The organism is Luteimonas sp. TWI596 (assembly GCF_039674105.1).
Classification (GTDB): Bacteria; Pseudomonadota; Gammaproteobacteria; order Xanthomonadales; family Xanthomonadaceae; genus Luteimonas.
The window spans coordinates 1-17545 of the sequence record NZ_JBDJMU010000019.1; the positions used below are offsets into that span (position 1 = coordinate 1).

Below are 17545 nucleotides of genomic sequence, written 5' to 3' on the forward strand. Positions count from 1 at the left end.
TATGTCGCGGTGGCGCAGCTGTTCGCGTTCCACGCCTCGCGGGCGCTGGGCGTGCGGCCCGACAGCCCGAATGCGCAGGGCACGGTGAACCGCGTCGTCCAGGGCGTGCGCCTGTACCCGCTGCCGTAAGTCCTTGGGGGTGCGGGCGCGATGCCACGACGCGATGGCAGCCTCGGCGCCCGCGCGATCAGGGACGCCAGTTGGCGTTGCGCTCCCAGAACGCGACGCTGCGCCGATAGGCCTCCGGGTCCAGCGGCACACCCGAACCGCCCTCTTCGACCCCAAGCGCGTTGCGCATCATCGTGATCGGCGCCATCGGGATCTCCGCCGGCTCGGCGGTGTACAGACAGCCGACCACGCCCCAGTCGGCGTCGATCGGCGCGCCCTCCTTCGCCACTTGCTCGGCGCTGTAGAGGATCACCACCAGATACGCCGCGCGCGGCGGGGTCACCCCCTCGAACCAGCGCACCAGCACCGGCAACTCGGCCGTATTGCGCGCTTCGTAGGCCGAGCGCAGCAGATGCCGGTTCGCCTCGGTGATCGGCACGGTCAGGCAACGCGTCGACGTCCAGTTGCGATGCACATGCAGCTTGCAGAACGGCGCATAGCCGTCGAGCACCGCGACCGGCGCCTGCGCGTTGAGATGCGCCTCGAAGGCCTCGGGCGTCGTGTCCTGGATCGTGTTGGCGCGCGGAACGCGGGGAAACAGACGGGGACGGGCGAAAGGTGTGAGAACGATGGACATCGGGGCATGACGCTGGCGGTGCGACAGCGTACCGCCGCACGCCGCGAAAGAGGAGGCGGCCACAGGCGCCGCCCCCATCCGGTCACAGTGCCTGCATGCGCCGATCGAGCGCGGCCTCGTCCGGCCCTTCGTCCGGGCCGTGCAGTTCGTCGTTCGCGGCGGGCGGCTGCCCGTCGCCGACCGCGGCCGGCGGGACTTCGAGGTAGGGCAGATGCAACACGCGACTGGTCATGCCGCGAATGCGGTTGGTCAGCGCCACATCGGTGTTCAGCGACTGCCCGTACGAAGGCACGATGGCCTGGATCCGATCGCGCCACGCCCCGTCCATGCGCTCGGGATAGGCACGCCGCAGCACGTCGAGCATGATCTTGGGCGAGGTCGATGCGCCGGGCGAGGCCCCCAGCAACGCCGCGATGCTGCCGTCGGCGTCGGTCACGATCTCGGTGCCGAACTGCAGGATCGCGCCCTTGTGCGGATCGCGCTTGATGACCTGCACGCGCTGCCCTGCAGTGACCAGACGCCAATCGGCCGGCGCGGCATCGGGGTAGTACTTCTGCAACTCCGCGAACCGGTCGGCATCCGACAACCGCGCCTGCTGGATCAGATAGCCCACCAGGTCGCGATTCTCGGCGCCGACGCGCAGCATGCCGGTCACGTTGTGATTGTTGACCGACGAGAACAGGTCGAACCACGAGCCGTGTTTGAGAAACCGCGTGCTCTGCAACGCGAACGGGCCGAACAGCAGTACCGGCTTGCCGTCGAGCCTGCGTGCATCCAAGTGCGGCACCGACATCGGCGGCGAGCCCTCGTCGGCCTTGCCGTAGGCCTTCACGTCGTGGCGTGCGGTGACCGCGGGATTGTCGGTTGCCAGGAACTGGCCGCCGACCGGGAAGCCGCCATAGTTGGCGGCTTCGGGGATGCCCGAATGCTGCAACAGCGTCAGTGCCGCGCCGCCGGCGCCGACGAACACGAACCGGGTGCGGATCGAACGCGCCCGGTCGCTCGCCAGGTCGTGCACGGCGACCGTCCAATTGCCATCGTCCTCCCGTTGCAGCTTGCGCACCTCGTGGCGCAGGTGCAGGCCGAACCGGGGACTGCGCGCCAGCGCCTGCGTCAGCTGCCGGGTGATCACGCCGAAGTTGACGTCGGTACCCAGCGGCATCCAGGTCGCGGCGATCCGCTGGGCCGGGTCCCGCCCTTCCATCATCAGCGGTGCCCAGCGCGCGATCTGCGCCGGGTCCTCCGAATAGGCCATGCCGTGGAACAACGGCTCCTTGGACAGCGCCGCGTGGCGGCGACGCAGATAGTCGATGTTGGCGTCGCCCCAGACGAAGCTCATGTGCGGGGTCGGATTGATGAAATCGGTGGGCGTCCCCAATCGCCCGGCCTCGACCTGATGGGACCAGAACTGGCGCGAGATCTCGAACTGTTCAGCGATGTCGACCGCACGCGCGGTCTCGATCGAGCCGTCCTCGCGCTCGGGCGTGTAGTTGAGTTCAGCGAACCCCGAGTGGCCGGTGCCGGCATTGTTCCAACCGTCCGAGCTCTCCAGCGCGACGCCGTCCAGACGTTCGTAGATCTCAATCCGCCAGTCGGGTTCGAGTTCCTGCAGGTAGGTGGCCAGGGTGACGCTCATGATCCCGGCGCCGATCAGCACCACATCGACCGGCTCGGCATTCTCAGGTTCCGGCGGCGCGCGTTCGAACAGCGGCCAGTACAGGAACACGCCGACTGCGATCGCGAGCACGACGACAATGCCGACGGCCACCCTGAAGAACTTTTTCATTTCGGACTCCTCGAACGACAGGCATCGGACGCGCCCGGACCGGGTCGCCGCGTGCGACGTCCTGGCGGGAGCCTAGTGAGCTCCGCGTCAAGCCGATGGGAACGCCCCCGCCCGCCCCTCCTTGCCACAATCTCTTATATCCATCGCGATAAAGAGATATGCTTTTTGCCTCACCTCCGTTTCAGGTCGCGCATGATCCCGATCAGCTTCGAGTTCTACCCGCCCAAGACCGACGAGCAACGCCAGCAGTTGCACAGGACGGCCGGGAAGCTCGCCGCGTATGGTCCCGAATACGTGTCCTGCACCTTCGGCGCCGGCGGCTCGACCCTGAGCCACACGCCCGAGACCGTGCGCCGGCTCAAGCAGCAACACGGGCTGGAGGCGGCCCCGCATCTGTCGTGCGTCGGTGGCAGCCGCGAGGAGATCCGCGAGCTGCTCAAGCTCTATCGCGCGATCGGCTGCACCCGCATCGTCGCGCTGCGCGGCGACCTGCCCTCGGGCATGGGCCAACCCGGCGACCTGCGCCATGCCTCGGACCTGGTCGCGTTCATCCGCAGCGAGTTCGGCGACCGCTTCCGCATCGAGGTTGGCTGCTACCCGGAAGTGCATCCGCAGGCCGAGGACGCCCGCCGGGACCTGGCGCACTTCAAGGCCAAGATCGATGCCGGCGCCGATGCGGCGATCACCCAGTACTTCTACAACGCCGACGCCTACTTCCACTTCGTCGACAACGCGCGCCGCGCGGGGGTCGAAGTCCCGATCGTGCCGGGCATCATGCCGATCTCCAACTTCAGCCAGCTGCGCAGATTCTCGGAAGCCTGCGGCGCGGAGATCCCGCGCTGGATGCAGCGCAGCATGGCGGCCCACGGCGACGACGTGGCAGCGATTCGCGCGCTCGGCGCGGACATCGTCTCCCGCCTGTGCGAACGGCTGATCGCCGGCGGCGCGCCGGCGCTGCATTTCTACACGCTCAACCTGGCCAAGCCGACCCAGGCCATCCTCTCCCGCCTGGCCTGAGGCCACTGTTGCGGTCACCGACCAGGCGCTAGGCTGCGCCGATGCCGCGCCACGCCGTCACGCTGCTGCTTCCGCTGCTCGCCGTCGTCGCCGCGACGCCGGGCAAGATGGCGCATGCCCAGATCCGGCGCTGTGTCGCGCCCGACGGCGGCACCGTCTACACCGACCGGGCCTGCAGCGCGGTCGGTGCGACGACCGGTCCCAAGCGGGGCGCAGGCACGGCCGCAGTCACCGCCTACCGCAGCGGGTGCCAGCGCCACCTGCGCGGCCTGATCCAGGAATTGAGCTACGCGATCGACAGCCGCGACACCAACCGCCTGGCATCGCTCTACCACTGGCGCGGCATCAGCAGCGTCGGCAGCGATCGGATCCTCGACCGGCTGGACGCGATCGCGCAGCAGCCGCTGGTGGACATCGTCGCGCAGCGACCCGCCCCCACAACGCGCACGCCGGGGGGGTTCGCAGGCTGGACCGGCGTGCAGGACCTGCCAGCCAGCACGCGCGTACAGCCCCCGTCCTCGCTGCGCTTGACCCAGACCGGCCGCGGCGGCACCGGTGCGTCGCAGACCGTGTTCTCGCTGCACCGCCATTTCGACTGCTGGTGGATCCGGCTCTAGCGTCACGCGCCGCAGCACGCATGCTCGTCGACAGCCCCGGAGGCGGCAGGAGGCGATCCCTATGCGACGCAGCTCAGTCGGGCCGGAACGACAGGGTCGCCACGACCCCGCGGACCACCCCGGGCACCACCCGCACCTGCCAGCCGTAGAGATCGCACAGCCGGCGTACGATCGACAGGCCGATCCCGCCGCCCTGCGAGTGCTCGGCGTGCGTACCGCGATACCCGCGCTCGAACAGCCGGGCCGCGTCCTCCGCGCTCAGGCCCGGACCACTGTCGGCAACCTCCACGGTGTGCGCATGGACGCGCACGACCACTTCGCCTTCCTGGGTGTACTTGATCGCATTGCCGACCAGGTTGCCCAGGGCCACGGTGACGGCGGCCTCGGGCGCATCGACGACGAGCGGTTGCTCAGCCTCCAGGCGCAGCACCAGCGGCTTGCCGACCAGTTGCGGCCGGTGGGCATCGAACAACTGCTCGACGACGCGGCCGATGTCGGTCGCGCCGTGACCGCGCTCCTCGCGCGAGAGCAGCAACAACGCACTGATCAGATCGGTGCACTGCTGCTCGGCACGCTGGATGCGCAGCAGCCGTGTCCGGGTCTTCTCGTCCAGGTCCGGCCTTGACAGCAACAACTCCACTGCGCCCTTGATGACCGCCAATGGCGTGCGCAGTTCATGGCTGACGTCAGCGTTGAACTCGCGGTCGCGCTGCACCACTTCGGTCAGCCGGAACGCGTAGTCGTCCAGCGCGCTGGCCAGTTGCCCGACCTCGTCGTCGGGAAAATGCGGCGCCAGCGCTTGCGGCCGCGAACTGTCGCCCGAGCGGCTGAGCCGCTTGGCCAGTTCCGAGACCGGGCTCATCACGCGCGCTGCCGACCACCAGCCGATCAGCAGCGACAGCAGCGAGACCAGCACCACCGAGCCGAAGATCGCCCGCTGGAACTGGGTCGCGCCACGCATGGTCTCGGTCATGTCGTAGGCGAGGAAGAACCACTCGTCGGGCATCTTGCGCACGGCGAGCTTGTAGGCGAACGGCGTACCGTCCTCGTCGATGCCGCTGAGGTTGTGGATGCCATCACCCAGGTCGTACCAGTCGGGCTGCTCCTGGCGCAGTTGCTCGAAGCGGTCACGGCGAATCACCCGGCCCTGGATCTGCTGCACTGGCGCTGCCGGATTGCGTGTCGGATCGACGTAGTAGCGCCGCGCGTACTCGTCGATATTGCGATTCATCAGGTCCTCGACCAGCGCCGTCTCGACACGATCTCGGGCTTCCTGGGTCAGGAACGCGAACAGGGTCGTGAGCCCGAGCCCGAGCAACACGAACGACAGGATGATGCGGCTGCGCAGGCGCCGCCGGTAGCGGCGCTCGCGGACCCGGGCCGGGCGGCCCCCCGCGGCCTCAGTTGGCGGCATCGGGCACGGCGATCCGGTAGCCGATACCGTGCCGTGTCTGGATGTAGGGCGGATCGAACGGCTTGTCGACGACCGCGCGCAGGCCATGGATGTGCACGCGCAGCGAGTCGGAGTCCGGCAATTCCTCGCCCCAGACACGGGTCTCGAGCTCCTGGCGCGTGACCACTGCCGGCGAAGCCTCCATCAGCGACTGCAGGATCTTGAGCGCGGTGGGGTTGAGCTGCAGCAGCTTGCCCTGGCGGCGCACCTCGAGCGTGTCGAGGTTGTACTCGAGCTCACCGACCTCCAGCACGCGCGTGTGCGCGCCCTTGCCGCGCCGCGACAGCGCATTGAGCCGGACCTCGACCTCCTGCAGCGCGAACGGCTTGACCAGATAATCGTCGGCGCCCGAGTCGAACCCGGCGAGCTTGTTGTCGAGGCTGTCGCGCGCGGTGAGCATCAGGACCGGCGTCTGCTTGCGCGCATCGTTGCGCAGCTTGCGGCAGACCTCCAGCCCATCCATGCCCGGCAGGTTGAGGTCGAGCACGATCGCATCGAAATCGTGGACCACCGCCAGATGCAGGCCGGTGACGCCGTCGGCGGCGAAGTCGACGGTGTGGCCGCGGTCCTCGAGGTAATCCCCGAGATTCGCGGCGATGTCCTGGTTGTCTTCGATGACGAGGATATGCATGTCGATTCGGATTCTCGGCTCGTGAGTGACGCGTCGCATCAGCGCCGCGCAGGGATGATGGCACAGCCCCATATGGTTCCATGCCGGTTGTCAGGACCACGCATACAAAAAGACCCGGACGTTGGCCGCCCGGGTCAAAGGAGTGTTGCCCCGATTGCCGTTATCCGCTGCGCCCGGCCGAAGCCGGGAGAGAGAGAGCGCAAGCGCATTCCGGATGCTCAGATTAGGGGTGGGATCCGTCGAAATACGGAAAAAAAACGTTCAGGTTCCGTTGGAGCCGCTGCGACGTGTCCGTCGCGGGCGTCCCGCCCCGACCCGTGCGGCCAGATGTTCGACGATGCCTCCGGCGATATCCTGCCCGGTTACCGCCTCGATGCCTTCCAGGCCCGGCGAGGCGTTGACCTCGAGCACCAGCGGCCCCCGGTCCGAACGGATCAAGTCGACCCCGGCGATCCCCAGACCGACCACCTGCGCGGCCCGCACCGCGACCGCCTGCTCTTCCTCAGTCGCCGCCACCGCACTCGCGCTGCCGCCGCGATGGAGGTTGGAGCGGAAGTCCCCCGCCGGTGCCTGCCGCTGCATCGCGCCGATGACCCGGTCGCCGACCACAAAGCAACGCAGGTCCGCGCCCTGGGCTTCGGCGATGAATTCCTGCACCAGGAAGTTGGCGTACAGGCCGCGCAGGGCCTCGACCGCGCCACGCGACGCCGAGGGCTTTTCGGTCAGCATGACACCGGCGCCCTGCATGCCTTCGTTGAGCTTGATCACGTGCGGCGGCGGGCCGAGCATCGCCAGCAGGTCGTCGGTGTCGTCGGGGTTGTCGCCGAACACCGTGACCGGCAGGCCGATGCCCTCGGCAGCCAGCAGTTGCTGGCAGCGCAGCTTGTCGCGCGCGCGTGCGAATGCCGCCGAGGGATTGGGCGCAAAGCTGCCCATTAACTCGAGCTGGTGCAGCACCGCGTTGCCATAGCGCGCCACCGAGGTGCCGAAGCGCGGGATTACCGCATCGAAGGCCTCGATCGGGCGCCCCTTGTAGCGCAGCGAAAAGCCTTCGCTGCTGATGCGCATGTAGCAGCGCAGCGGATCGAGCACGCGCACGGTGTGCCCGCGCGTCCGTGCGGCCTCGACCAGCCGGCGCGTGGAATAGAGCTTGGTGTTGCGGGACAGGATCGCAAGCTTCATCGCAGGACCGGGCAAGCACGCGGCGCCGACGGGCCGCATCGAGGATCGACGGGAACAGCTGCAACGAAAACGGCGGCACCATCGCCGATGGTGCCGCCGCTGGAACTGGAGCGGGTGATGGGAATCGAACCCACGCTAGCAGCTTGGGAAGCTGCAGTTCTACCATTGAACTACACCCGCGCAGGGCCTCAGTCTATGCCGCCGCGGCGCGGCTTGGCAACGCCGCCGCGCGGGCGGCGGCGTGCCGGCCGCGCGGCGGTCAGAAGCCAGCGCCCAGGGTCGCGAACACCGTGGTGTGGCTGCCGGCCTTCTGGCCGACCGTCAGGGTGGCGCCGACATTGGCATCCAGGCCGAACAGGCGCGCCTGGGTGCCGAGCGTCGCGGTGCCATAGCTGCGGTCGTAGCCGCGGGCCGGCACCGCATAGTCCAGCGTCGAAGGCAGCGACTGCGCGCGGGCCCAGGCCTGGGTCGGCGCGTCCTCGAACTCACGATCGACCGTCAGCCGCGCGTACGGCCGCACGCCACTGTCACCGGCATAGGCGAACTGCCAACCGGCGCTGCCGATCAGCGAGTCGATGTCCTGCGAGGGGTAGGCCAGCGAAGTGGACATCGCCGGATCGCTCTCGGCGAAGCCGTCGACCTCGATGCGCTGCCCCACCAGCGACAGCACCGGCCCATGCTCCAGCGGGCCATTGCCGAAGGTCCAGCCGGCATACAGCGCGGCGGTCGTGTTGCTGCCGTCGGCCTGGCCGCTGTGCACTCGCGTGGCCGGCCCGATCTGCACGGCGCGGTCGGTGTCGAAGTCCAGCCAGCTGTAGCTCAGCTGCAGGTTCACCCAGCCGCCGGCCGCGCTGCGCCAATGCGCGAAGCCGCCGACGGTCGCCTCGCTCTGGTCCCAGCTGCCGCGGCGCAGGCCCCAGTCGTTGCCTTGCCGGCCGTAGCCGACGAAGCCGCCGAAGGTCGCGGTGCCCATCGTCCAGTCCAGACCGGCGGTCAGTGCCGGGCCGACGCCATCGTAGGTGTCGCCATGGTCGTAACGCTGCATGTCGGCGCGCACGTCGGCCCACCAGCGGCGGCCCTCGACCGGCACGGCGGCCAGGCTCATCCGGTTGGCGACGCGATCGGCACGCGCGCGGCCGGTCATCGACGCCGACTGCGGCAGCACGGCGATCTGCTGCGGGCCGTCGATCATCGACACGGCCAGATCGGCGATCATCGCCTGCGCGCGGCTGGCCGGGTGCACGCCGTCCGCGAACAGATAGGTGTCGGCCGCGTCGGGCGCAACCAGCGAGTTCGGATTGCAGAACAGCGACGAGGCACCTGCAGGGGCGCAGGCGACCGACGTGACGTTGGTGAAGCCGTAGCGCGCGGGATCGGCGACCACTTCCTGCAGGAAGTGGAAGGTGTCGACCGGGATCACCCGCAGGCCCTGGGAAGCGAGGCCGCCGTACAGCGCATCGTTGTAGGCCGCCGACAGCGCGGTGCCCTGCGCCATCGCCGCAGCGCCACCGGCCCGGAACTGCGGGGTCAGCCCGACGTCCGGGATCGACGGCACCAGCACATAACGCGCGCCCGCGCCCTGCAGGGCGCCGACCAGGCCGACCTGCGCGGTCACCGCCGCGCCGATGATCTGCTGCGCCTGGCCGGGGTTGGCCGCCACCGCGAACAGATCGTTGGCGCCGCCCCAGACCGAATACAGCGCGTCGGCATCGGCGCGGCCGCCATTGGCCGACAGGTACGTGCGCATCTGGGTCGCCAGCGAAGGCGTCGCACCGAGGGCGCCCTCGGTATCGATCGCGACGCGGGCACCGCCGACGGCATAGTTGTCGCCGGTCTGGCCGTTGCCATTGGCACTGGCGTTGGTGCCGTAGCGATCGGCCACGTGCTCGGCCCAGGTCAGGCCCGGGTTGGTCGTGAACCGGCCGAGGATCGCAGTCTGTGGCCCGACCTCGCGCACCAGCACCGGCCGGAAGTAGCCGGAATCGGTCAGGCTGTCGCCGAAAAACACGGTGCGGGAAAAGGTGTCGGCGGCGAGCGCCGGAACGGCCGCTGCGGCAAGCGCGACGGCAAGGGCGGCACGGATCGGCCTGGACGACGACATGGGGGACTCTCCTGAAAAAGGGCGGCGATTATCCGCCCGTTGGCGACCGGGCCCCGTACGGGACCGCATTGCCGCGATGATCCTGCCACACTGCGGGCGCAGCACGCCGCACTGCGTCATGCCGGCTCGCGGGGGCAACGTGCGCCGCGCCCTGCGAACGGGGACAATCGCGGCATGAACATCCGACTCAACGGCGAAAACGCCGACATCGATCCGGGCAGCACGATCGCCGCCCTGCTGCAGGCCCAGGGACTGGGCGGGCGCCGCGTGGCGGTGGAGGTCAACGGCGAGATCGTCCCACGTGGTCGCCATGACGCCCACGTCCTGACCGACGGCGACCACGTCGAGATCGTCCACGCCCTGGGCGGGGGGTGAGCGAATGCGCTTGTCCGAGCCATCCGGCTCGGACGCATTCGCGAACGCCCGCACACGGATGTGCGGGCCGGACAACCCGGCGCCGACACCGCAACGCCATGGATGGCAGACGCCCTGTTACAAGTGCCATGAGCGCTTGTCCGAGCCATCCGGCTCGGACGCACTTGCGAACGCCCGCACAGGGATGTGCGGGCCGGACAGCCCGGCGCCAGCACGACCGCGCCATGGACAGCAGCCACAGCGCATCTCGCGCCGTGGCGCCGATCCGATGCCATCAGGCATCGGATGCGGGGGCGAACGCCTTTCTAAGAACCGCTCGCGAACGCGCCGCGGTCGTCTCCGGCACACCCACGCCGCTTGGGCGATAATCCCGGCATGAGCATTCCTTCCCCCTCGCACGACGCCGGCCTCGTCGTCGCCGGCAAGACCTACCGTTCCCGCCTGCTGACCGGCACCGGCAAGTTCCAGGACCTCGAGCAGACCCGCCGCGCCACCGAGGCGGCCGGCGCACAGATCGTCACCGTCGCGATCCGCCGCACCAACATCGGCCAGAATCCCGGCGAGCCCAACCTGCTCGACGTGCTGCCGCCCGACCGCTACACGATCCTGCCCAATACCGCCGGTTGCTACACCGCCGAAGAAGCCGTGCGCACCTGCCGCCTGGCCCGCGAACTCCTCGACGGCCACAACCTGACCAAGCTCGAGGTGCTGGGTGACCAGCGCACGCTGTTCCCCGACGTGGTGCAGACGCTCAAGGCCGCCGAGCAACTGGTCGCCGACGGCTTCGAGGTCATGGTCTACACCTCCGACGATCCGATCCTGGCCAAGCGCCTGGAGGAGATCGGCTGCGTTGCGGTGATGCCGTTGGCCGCGCCGATCGGCTCGGGCCTAGGCATCCAAAACCGCTACAACCTGCTGGAGATCGTCGAGAACGCGAAGGTGCCGATCATCGTCGACGCCGGTGTCGGCACCGCCTCGGATGCGGCGATCGCGATGGAACTGGGCTGCGACGGCGTGCTGATGAACACGGCGATCGCCGGGGCCCGCGACCCGGTGCTGATGGCCTCGGCAATGCGCAAGGCCGTCGAGGCCGGCCGCGAAGCCTTCCTGGCCGGACGCATCCCGCGCAAGCGCTTCGCCAGCGCCTCGTCGCCGGTCGACGGCCTGGTCGGCTGACGCCTGCGCGATGACAGACCCGTTCTCCAGCGAAGGGGCCAAGGCGCCGCCCAAGCCGTTCACGGTGACCGAAGGCCGTCGCGAGGTGCGCAGCTTCGTGTTGCGCCAGGGCCGGTTCACGCCCGCGCAGCAGCGCGCATTCGACGAGGCCTGGCCGCGCTTCGGCCTGGACTACACCGGCACGCCGCGCGACCTCGACGCCGTGTTCGGACGGCAGGCCTTGCGGATCCTGGAGATCGGCTTCGGCAACGGCGAAGCGCTGCGCCATTCGGCGCGGATGGATGCGGCACGCGACCACATCGGCATCGAAGTGCATGCACCGGGCGTCGGCCGTGTGCTCAACGGCCTGGCCGAGGACGGCAGCGACCACGTGCGTGTGTACCACCACGACGCGGTCGAGGTGCTGCGCAACGAGATCGCCGACGGCGCGCTCGACGAGATCCGGATCTACTTCCCCGACCCCTGGCACAAGAAGCGCCACAACAAGCGCCGGCTGGTGCAGCCGACGTTCGCCGCGCTGCTGGTGTCCAAGCTGCGCGCGGGCGGCCGCCTGCATCTGGCGACCGACTGGCAGGACTACGCCGAGCAGATGTGGGACGTGCTCGACGCCACGCCCGGCCTGCGCAACCGCGCCGGCCCGCGCGGCCACGTGCCGCGTCCGCCGTGGCGCCCGCAGACGCATTTCGAGAGCCGCGGCCTGAAGCTGGGCCACGGGGTCTGGGATCTGATCTACGACCGGGATCCGTAATCGGTGATGGGTGACTGGGACCAGCAGGGCGCGCCCCCGGCACGGAAGCACACCGGCTTCCGCCGTTCCTCTTCGCGTCGGAAAGCGCGTCACCGGCGCCCGGGCCCGCCGGGAACGGTGCGCATCCAATCACCCGCCGCCACGGCCCCGTCACCGCGCTGATGGATACCGGACTCGCGCTCACCACCGACATGAAGATCGTCCTGGCCCTGGTGGGCCTGACGATGGTGCTGTTCCTGTTCCAGCGCGTACGCGCCGACCTGGTCGCCCTGGTGGTGCTGGTGATGCTGGGACTGACCGGCCTGGTGGCGCCCGAGGACGTCTTCAACGGCTTTTCCTCCAACGCGGTGATCAGTGTCATCGCGACCATGATTCTGGGCATGGGGCTGGACCGGACCGGCGCCCTCAACCGCCTCGCCGGCTGGCTGTTGCGACGGGCACGCGGCATGGAGAACCGCCTGTTGCTGCTGACCGCAGCCACCGCCGGCCTCAATTCGTCGGTCATGCAGAACCCATCGGTGATGGCGCTGTACATGCCGGTCGCGGCCCGGCTGGCCTCGCGCTCAGGGCTACGCCTGGCGCAGATCCTGCTGCCGGTCTGCGTGGCTATCGTCATGGGCGGCGCGCTGACCATGGTCGGCACCTCGCCGCTGATCCTGCTCAACGACCTGCTGACCGCGGCCAACGCGAACATGCCCTCCGGCGCGGCGACACTGGAATCGCTGAACATGTTCGCGCCGTTGCCGATCGGCCTGGCGCTGCTGATCGCCGGGCTCGCCTACTTCCATTTCTTCGGCAACCGGCAGTTGGGCGAACTGAGCGACGGCGGCGACGGCCCGGTGACCCCGGCACGCACCCAGAGCTACTTCGCCAGTGCCTACGGCATCGAAGGCGACGTCTTCGAGCTCGTGGTCACTGCAGAAAGTCCGCTGGTGGGGATGACGTTTGCCGAGGCCGAGGCGATCCACCACGCGCCGCTGCTGCTGGCGCTCAAGTCGGAGAACGAGTCGCGCCTGGCACCGCCGGCCGACTCACGCATCTGGGTGGGCAGCGTGCTCGGCGCGATGGGCCCCCGGCAGCAGGTGGCCGACTTTGCGCAGAACCAGTTCCTGCGCATGAGTTCGCGCCTGCGGCACTTCGGCGACCTGTTCAATCCCAGTCGCGCCGGCATCGCCGAGGCGGTGATCCCGCCGACCTCGAAGTTCATCGGCAAGTCGGCCGCCGAACTGAGCCTGGGCAGGAAGTACGGCGTCCGCCTGCTGGCGATCAATCGCGATAAGACGGTGCTGCGCGAGAACGTGCGCAAGATGACCCTGCGCGCCGGTGACATGCTGGTGCTGCACAGCATCTGGCAGGACCTGGCGCGCACCGCCAAGTCGCTCGATTTCCTGATCGTGACCGACTATCCCAAGGGCGAGCAGCGGCCGCACAAGTTCAAGATCGCGATGGCGATCTTCGCCGTGACGATGCTGATCGCGCTGTCCTCGCGCATTCCCACCTCGGTGGCGCTGATGACTGGCGTGGCGGGCATGCTGGTGTTCGGCGTGCTGAAGATGGACGAGGCCTACAGCGCGATCAACTGGAAGACCGTGTTCCTGATGGCCTGCCTGATCCCGCTGGGCTGGGCGATGGACTCCAGCGGCGCGGCAGCCTGGGTCGCCGGCCACAGCATCGAGCGGCTGCCGACCGGCCTGCCGGTCTGGCTGCTCGAGATCGCGGTCGCGCTGCTGACCACCGCGTTCTCGCTGGTCATCAGCCACGTCGGCGCGACGATCGTCGTGGTGCCGCTGGCGATCAATCTGGCGCTGGCCGCCGGCGGCAACCCGACCGCATTTGCACTGATCGTCGCACTGTCGGCCTCCAACAACTTCGTCACCCAGTCCAATCCGGTGATGTCGATGATCATCGGCCCGGCCGGCTACACGGCCAAGCAACTGTGGCGGATCGGATTGCCGATCTCGCTGATGTACACCGCGATCGTGGTGCTGATGGTCAACCTGCTGTTCCACTGACGCGGCCGCCCCCCCCCCGGCGCCGACGGCAATCAGCCCAGCAGCACCTGCCCTTCGCGCACCTGCACCGGCACGGCACGCAGCGCTTCGCCCTTGCACGGCCCGGCGACGCACACGCCATCGGCGGTACTGAAACTCGCGCCATGCGCGGCGCAGACCAGATGGCCGTCCTTGGAGGCCAGGAACTGACCGGGCGCCCAGTCGAGACGACGGCCGGCATGCGGACAGATATTGAGCCAGGCGCGCACCTCACTGCCGTGGCGGTGCAACACCAGCGACTCGGCCTCCCCGTCGACCACACCTTCGACCTCCGCAAAGCCGCCATCGGCGATCGCATCGAGCGCGAGCAAGCGGGCGTCGTCACATGGATTTAACGAAGGCATTACAACTCCAGGAGGCGAGCGACCGATACTGGACCCCTCGGCCAACCCGGCCATTGTGTCACGAGCATTGCAGCCGCCATGTCCAACGCCTTCTTCCGCGATCTCCACGCCCGTTTCGATGCCTCCGGTGTCCGTGCGGTGTTCGCGCCGCGCAAGCCGCGGCACCCGGCGTTGCGGGTGTTGCTGGGCCTGGTCGGCGTCGCCCTGCTCGCGGTGTTGCTGGTGGCCGGCCTGTTCGTCGGCGCCGCAATGCTGCTGTTCGGGCTTGCCCGCCGCTTGCTGGTGCGCGGCGATGCGACGCCGGCCCGTGACGAGCGCATCGTCGAGGCCGAGTACCGCGTCGTGCGCAATCGCGACCAGCCCCTGCTGCGCTGAATGCAGCGGCGCCCGAACGCCAGAGCTGAGCCGATGACCGATCCGTCGTACGACGTGGTGCCCGCCGCGGCGCCGACCCGCCTGGCGGTGCGCGGTGGCGGCCAGTTCCCGGTCCGGCGCGTCTACTGCGTAGGCCGCAATTTCGCCGACCACGCCCGCGAAATGGGCGCCCAGGCCCCGGCGTCGAAGGCCGAGCGCGGCACGCCGGTGTTCTTCTCCAAACCTGCCGATGCGGTCGTCACCTCCGGCGAGGTGCCCTACCCCAGCGCCACGCGTGAGTTGCATCACGAGGTCGAACTGGTCGTGGCCATCGGCCGCGACGCGCCGCCGGGCGAATTGCCGGTCGACAGCGCCGCCGAGCTTGTCTACGGCTACGCGGTCGGCCTGGACCTCACCCGTCGCGACCTGCAGGCCGCCGCCAAGGCCAAGGGCCTGCCCTGGGACGTGGCCAAGGGCTTCGACGCCTCGGCACCGGTCGGCGAACTGGTGCCGGCCGCCGCCGTCGGCGCGCTGTCGCCGCGGACGTTGTCGCTCGAAGTCAACGGGGTGCTGCGGCAATCGTCGACGCTCGCGCAGCTGATCTGGGACGTGCCCGAGATCCTGCACGAACTGTCCAAGCTGTTCGCGTTGCGCGCCGGCGATCTGGTGTTCATGGGGACCCCGGCCGGCGTCGCTGCGCTGCAGCCGGGCGATGTCTGTGTCGCCCGGCTCGACGACGTGCTCGACCTCCACTGCAAGGTGACTTCGGCCCCGCTATAGTCCCGTGCGCATCTCACTTACCGCGCAGGAGACATCATGGGCATACTCGCCGAGTTCAGGGAATTCGCCGTCCGCGGCAACGTCATCGACCTCGCGGTCGGCGTCGTCATCGGCGCGGCGTTCGGCAAGATCGTTACCGCACTCGTCGAAAACCTCATCATGCCGTTCATCGGCCTGCTGACCGGCGGCATCGATTTTTCCCGATGGGCGATCACATTGCGCGCGGCCCAGGTCGACGCGGCCGGCGAGGAGATCCCGGCGCTGGTGCTGGGCATCGGCAACGTCGTCAACACCATCGTGCAGTTCGTCATCGTCGCGTTCGCGATCTTCATCGCAGTGCGCTTCATCAACCGTCTCAAGCGCAAGCAGGCCGAGGCGCCGGTCGAAGAGAAGCCGGCCGAGCCCAGCGAGGAAGTCAAGCTGTTGCGCGAGATCCGCGATTGCCTGCGCAAGCCCGACGCGCCGCTCGCCTGATCCGCATCCTGCGCCGGGACCTCCGGCACATCGCCTCGAGCGGGCCGCGCGCGACAATGCGCGCGGCCCGTTCCTATTGCAGCCGGAGATCGCGCATGCGCCCTGCCCCCCTTCTCAACGCTCTCGCCCTGGCCCTGCTGTCGGGCGCCTTGCTGGTTCCGGGCACCGGAACCGCGCGCGAGACCGCATCCGCGCCGGTGGCACAGACGTCACTGGACGCCGCAGCGCAGTTGCGCGAGCGCGCATTGCAGGACGGCACTGCCTACCGGCTGATCGAGTCGCTGACCACGCAGATCGGACCGCGCCTGCCCGGTAGCGCGGCCGACGGGCGCGCGGTCGAATGGGCCAAGGCGCGGTTCGTCGAACTCGGCTACGACCGGGTATGGACCGAGCCGGTGACCTTCCCGAAGTGGGAACGGCGCAGCGAGCGCGCGGCGGTCGTCGGCGCCCATGCCCAGCCGCTGGTGCTCACCGCACTGGGCGGCAGTCCCGGGGGCGAGGTGTCGGCACAGATCGTGCGCTTCGACAGCCTGGCCGCGCTCGAGGCCGCCGACGCGGCGACGCTGCGGGGGCGCATCGTGTTCGTCGATATTCCGATGGCGCGCTCGCGCGACGGCAGCGGGTACAGCGCCGCCGGTGCGATCCGCAGTCGCGGGCCGTCGATCGCCGCGCGCAAGGGCGCCGCCGCGTACTTGATGCGCTCGATCGGCACCAGTCCGCATCGGGTCGCTAACACCGGCATCACCCGTTTCGATGCCGACGTGACCCCGATCCCGTCGGCGGCGTTGTCGCTGCCCGACGCCGACCAGCTCGCGCGCCTGTTGCGGCTGGGACCGGTGGAAGTCGCGCTTGCACTCGATTGCGGCTGGAACGGCGAGTACACGTCGCAGAACGTGATCGCCGAACTCACCGGCCGCGAGCGACCGGAGGAGATCGTCCTGATCGCCGGCCATCTCGATTCCTGGGAGCTGGGCACCGGCGCGGTCGACGACGCCTCGGGCGTGGGCATCACGATGGCCGCCGGGCACCTGATCGCGCAGCAGCCGCAGCGCCCGCGTCGCAGCGTGCGCATGGTCGCGTTCGCGAACGAAGAGCAGGGCCTACTCGGCGCGCGCGCCTATGCCGAGGCGCACGGCGGCGCCGATGTGATCGCCCGGCATGTGATCGGCGCCGAGAGCGACTTCGGCGCCGGTCGCATCTACGGCTTCAACACCAGCGCCCCGGCGGGGCAGCGTGCGACCAGCGATGCGATCGCCGAGGTACTGCGCCCGCTCGGGATCGACTACCTGCAGGACAAGGGCAGCCCGGGCCCGGACATCTCGCCGCTGGCGGCCAAGGGCGGCGCCTGGGGCTGGCTGGGCCAGGACGGCACCGACTACTTCGATCTGCACCACAACGCCGACGATACGTTCGACAAGGTCGACCCCGACGCGGTCGCGCAGAACACGGCCGCCTATGCGGTGTTCGCGTGGCTGGCCGCAGAGTCCGACGAAAGCTTCGGCAGCGCGCCCAAGGCGCACGACTCCCCCGCGCACTGATCGGCAGTCGCGGCGACGCCCTGGCCGGGCCGGTTCCGGAGGATGAACAGGCGGCGGGCGCTGATGGGCCGTCACCACGCGGCTCGCGTCTCGATCAGCTTGCCTCTCTGCCCCCTCCTTGGGGCGCTGCGCCGGCCCGCCTCACGCCGACGCGCGTGATCGCGCGCCGTGTG

Annotated in this window: 17 protein-coding genes and 1 tRNA gene; 10 read left to right on the plus strand and 8 right to left on the minus strand. The window is 69.3% G+C overall.

The features are described 5' to 3' along the window. Positions 1 to 187: 187 nt before the first annotated feature. Positions 188 to 745, minus strand: coding sequence for a DUF3228 family protein (locus ABE487_RS13890; protein WP_346444606.1), 558 nt, complete (start codon positions 743 to 745; stop codon positions 188 to 190). A gap of 82 nt (positions 746 to 827) precedes the next feature. Then, positions 828 to 2531 carry a malate dehydrogenase (quinone) gene (gene mqo / locus ABE487_RS13895; protein ID WP_346452282.1) on the minus strand — a complete coding sequence of 568 codons (1704 nt, stop codon included), beginning with the start codon at positions 2529 to 2531 and terminating at the stop codon, positions 828 to 830. A gap of 192 nt (positions 2532 to 2723) precedes the next feature. On the opposite strand from mqo, the gene metF reads away from it, so the two are divergent. Together metF and ABE487_RS13905 are read left to right on the plus strand one after the other, a co-directional pair. Next, on the plus strand, positions 2724 to 3548 hold the full coding sequence (gene metF, locus ABE487_RS13900) for a methylenetetrahydrofolate reductase [NAD(P)H] (protein ID WP_346452283.1): 825 nt from the start codon (positions 2724 to 2726) through the stop codon (positions 3546 to 3548). Between the two features lie 41 nt (positions 3549 to 3589). Then, complete coding sequence (locus tag ABE487_RS13905) at positions 3590 to 4165, plus strand: hypothetical protein (RefSeq protein ID WP_346452284.1); 576 nt, start codon at positions 3590 to 3592, stop codon at positions 4163 to 4165. A 73-nt stretch (positions 4166 to 4238) separates the two neighbouring features. Here the strand turns inward: ABE487_RS13905 and ABE487_RS13910 are convergent, their stop codons facing one another. From ABE487_RS13910 to ABE487_RS13930, 5 genes are all read right to left on the minus strand, one after another. Further along, entirely contained in the window at positions 4239 to 5579 is a 1341-nt protein-coding gene (locus ABE487_RS13910) for a HAMP domain-containing sensor histidine kinase (RefSeq protein WP_346452285.1), read from the minus strand. Then, entirely contained in the window at positions 5566 to 6249 is a 684-nt protein-coding gene (locus ABE487_RS13915) for a response regulator transcription factor (RefSeq protein WP_183426700.1), read from the minus strand. Before ABE487_RS13915 ends, ABE487_RS13910 begins: the two co-directional genes overlap by 14 nt. A gap of 261 nt (positions 6250 to 6510) precedes the next feature. Then, positions 6511 to 7431, minus strand: a complete 921-nt coding sequence (gene rimK, locus ABE487_RS13920) for a 30S ribosomal protein S6--L-glutamate ligase (RefSeq protein WP_346444597.1) — start codon at positions 7429 to 7431, stop codon at positions 6511 to 6513. Between the two features lie 106 nt (positions 7432 to 7537). Beyond that, positions 7538 to 7611: transfer RNA gene (locus ABE487_RS13925), tRNA-Gly, on the minus strand. 79 nt (positions 7612 to 7690) lie between these two features. After that, positions 7691 to 9532, minus strand: coding sequence for an autotransporter domain-containing protein (locus tag ABE487_RS13930; protein WP_346452286.1), 1842 nt, complete (start codon positions 9530 to 9532; stop codon positions 7691 to 7693). Between the two features lie 174 nt (positions 9533 to 9706). On the opposite strand from ABE487_RS13930, the gene thiS reads away from it, so the two are divergent. The 4 genes from thiS (at position 9707) to ABE487_RS13950 (ending at position 13843) form a co-directional block, all read left to right on the plus strand. Further along, positions 9707 to 9907: a sulfur carrier protein ThiS gene (thiS, locus tag ABE487_RS13935; RefSeq protein WP_346444594.1), complete on the plus strand. Its 201-nt coding sequence runs from the start codon at positions 9707 to 9709 to the stop codon at positions 9905 to 9907. 375 nt (positions 9908 to 10282) lie between these two features. Next, the gene (locus tag ABE487_RS13940) at positions 10283 to 11083 is read left to right on the plus strand and encodes a thiazole synthase (RefSeq protein WP_346447207.1); all 801 of its coding nucleotides are present in this window, start codon (positions 10283 to 10285) and stop codon (positions 11081 to 11083) included. Positions 11084 to 11093: 10 nt separating this feature from the next. Then, positions 11094 to 11831: a tRNA (guanosine(46)-N7)-methyltransferase TrmB gene (gene trmB / locus ABE487_RS13945; protein ID WP_346447208.1), complete on the plus strand. Its 738-nt coding sequence runs from the start codon at positions 11094 to 11096 to the stop codon at positions 11829 to 11831. A 161-nt stretch (positions 11832 to 11992) separates the two neighbouring features. After that, complete coding sequence (locus ABE487_RS13950) at positions 11993 to 13843, plus strand: SLC13 family permease (RefSeq protein WP_346444590.1); 1851 nt, start codon at positions 11993 to 11995, stop codon at positions 13841 to 13843. Between the two features lie 32 nt (positions 13844 to 13875). Here ABE487_RS13950 and ABE487_RS13955 read toward each other — a convergent pair whose 3' ends face one another. Further along, positions 13876 to 14226, minus strand: a complete 351-nt coding sequence (locus tag ABE487_RS13955; protein WP_346452287.1) for a Rieske (2Fe-2S) protein — start codon at positions 14224 to 14226, stop codon at positions 13876 to 13878. 78 nt (positions 14227 to 14304) lie between these two features. Here ABE487_RS13955 and ABE487_RS13960 point away from each other — a divergent pair, with 78 nt between their 5' ends. The 4 genes from ABE487_RS13960 (at position 14305) to ABE487_RS13975 (ending at position 17372) form a co-directional block, all read left to right on the plus strand. Continuing rightward, the gene (locus ABE487_RS13960) at positions 14305 to 14601 is read left to right on the plus strand and encodes a hypothetical protein (RefSeq protein WP_346452288.1); all 297 of its coding nucleotides are present in this window, start codon (positions 14305 to 14307) and stop codon (positions 14599 to 14601) included. Between the two features lie 33 nt (positions 14602 to 14634). Next, positions 14635 to 15360, plus strand: coding sequence for a fumarylacetoacetate hydrolase family protein (locus ABE487_RS13965; RefSeq protein WP_346452289.1), 726 nt, complete (start codon positions 14635 to 14637; stop codon positions 15358 to 15360). 36 nt (positions 15361 to 15396) lie between these two features. After that, positions 15397 to 15834, plus strand: coding sequence for a large-conductance mechanosensitive channel protein MscL (mscL, locus tag ABE487_RS13970; RefSeq protein WP_346444584.1), 438 nt, complete (start codon positions 15397 to 15399; stop codon positions 15832 to 15834). 95 nt (positions 15835 to 15929) lie between these two features. Beyond that, the gene (locus ABE487_RS13975; protein ID WP_346452290.1) at positions 15930 to 17372 is read left to right on the plus strand and encodes a M28 family peptidase; all 1443 of its coding nucleotides are present in this window, start codon (positions 15930 to 15932) and stop codon (positions 17370 to 17372) included. Positions 17373 to 17545 lie beyond the last annotated feature (173 nt).

Bases quoted from the DNA above. Each gene is read 5' to 3' on its own strand.
- metF (WP_346452283.1), top strand. From the start codon at position 2,724: ATGATCCCGATCAGCTTCGAGTTCTACCCGCCCAAGACCGACGAGCAA.
- ABE487_RS13950 (WP_346444590.1), top strand. From the start codon at position 11,993: ATGGATACCGGACTCGCGCTCACCACCGACATGAAGATCGTCCTGGCC.
- ABE487_RS13910 (WP_346452285.1), bottom strand. From the start codon at position 5,579: ATGCCGCCAACTGAGGCCGCGGGGGGCCGCCCGGCCCGGGTCCGCGAG.
- ABE487_RS13960 (WP_346452288.1), top strand. From the start codon at position 14,305: ATGTCCAACGCCTTCTTCCGCGATCTCCACGCCCGTTTCGATGCCTCC.
- trmB (WP_346447208.1), top strand. From the start codon at position 11,094: ATGACAGACCCGTTCTCCAGCGAAGGGGCCAAGGCGCCGCCCAAGCCG.
- ABE487_RS13905 (WP_346452284.1), top strand. From the start codon at position 3,590: ATGCCGCGCCACGCCGTCACGCTGCTGCTTCCGCTGCTCGCCGTCGTC.
- ABE487_RS13975 (WP_346452290.1), top strand. From the start codon at position 15,930: ATGCGCCCTGCCCCCCTTCTCAACGCTCTCGCCCTGGCCCTGCTGTCG.
- ABE487_RS13940 (WP_346447207.1), top strand. From the start codon at position 10,283: ATGAGCATTCCTTCCCCCTCGCACGACGCCGGCCTCGTCGTCGCCGGC.
- thiS (WP_346444594.1), top strand. From the start codon at position 9,707: ATGAACATCCGACTCAACGGCGAAAACGCCGACATCGATCCGGGCAGC.
- ABE487_RS13965 (WP_346452289.1), top strand. From the start codon at position 14,635: ATGACCGATCCGTCGTACGACGTGGTGCCCGCCGCGGCGCCGACCCGC.
- mscL (WP_346444584.1), top strand. From the start codon at position 15,397: ATGGGCATACTCGCCGAGTTCAGGGAATTCGCCGTCCGCGGCAACGTC.
- mqo (WP_346452282.1), bottom strand. From the start codon at position 2,531: ATGAAAAAGTTCTTCAGGGTGGCCGTCGGCATTGTCGTCGTGCTCGCG.
- ABE487_RS13890 (WP_346444606.1), bottom strand. From the start codon at position 745: ATGTCCATCGTTCTCACACCTTTCGCCCGTCCCCGTCTGTTTCCCCGC.
- ABE487_RS13915 (WP_183426700.1), bottom strand. From the start codon at position 6,249: ATGCATATCCTCGTCATCGAAGACAACCAGGACATCGCCGCGAATCTC.
- ABE487_RS13955 (WP_346452287.1), bottom strand. From the start codon at position 14,226: ATGCCTTCGTTAAATCCATGTGACGACGCCCGCTTGCTCGCGCTCGAT.
- ABE487_RS13930 (WP_346452286.1), bottom strand. From the start codon at position 9,532: ATGTCGTCGTCCAGGCCGATCCGTGCCGCCCTTGCCGTCGCGCTTGCC.
- rimK (WP_346444597.1), bottom strand. From the start codon at position 7,431: ATGAAGCTTGCGATCCTGTCCCGCAACACCAAGCTCTATTCCACGCGC.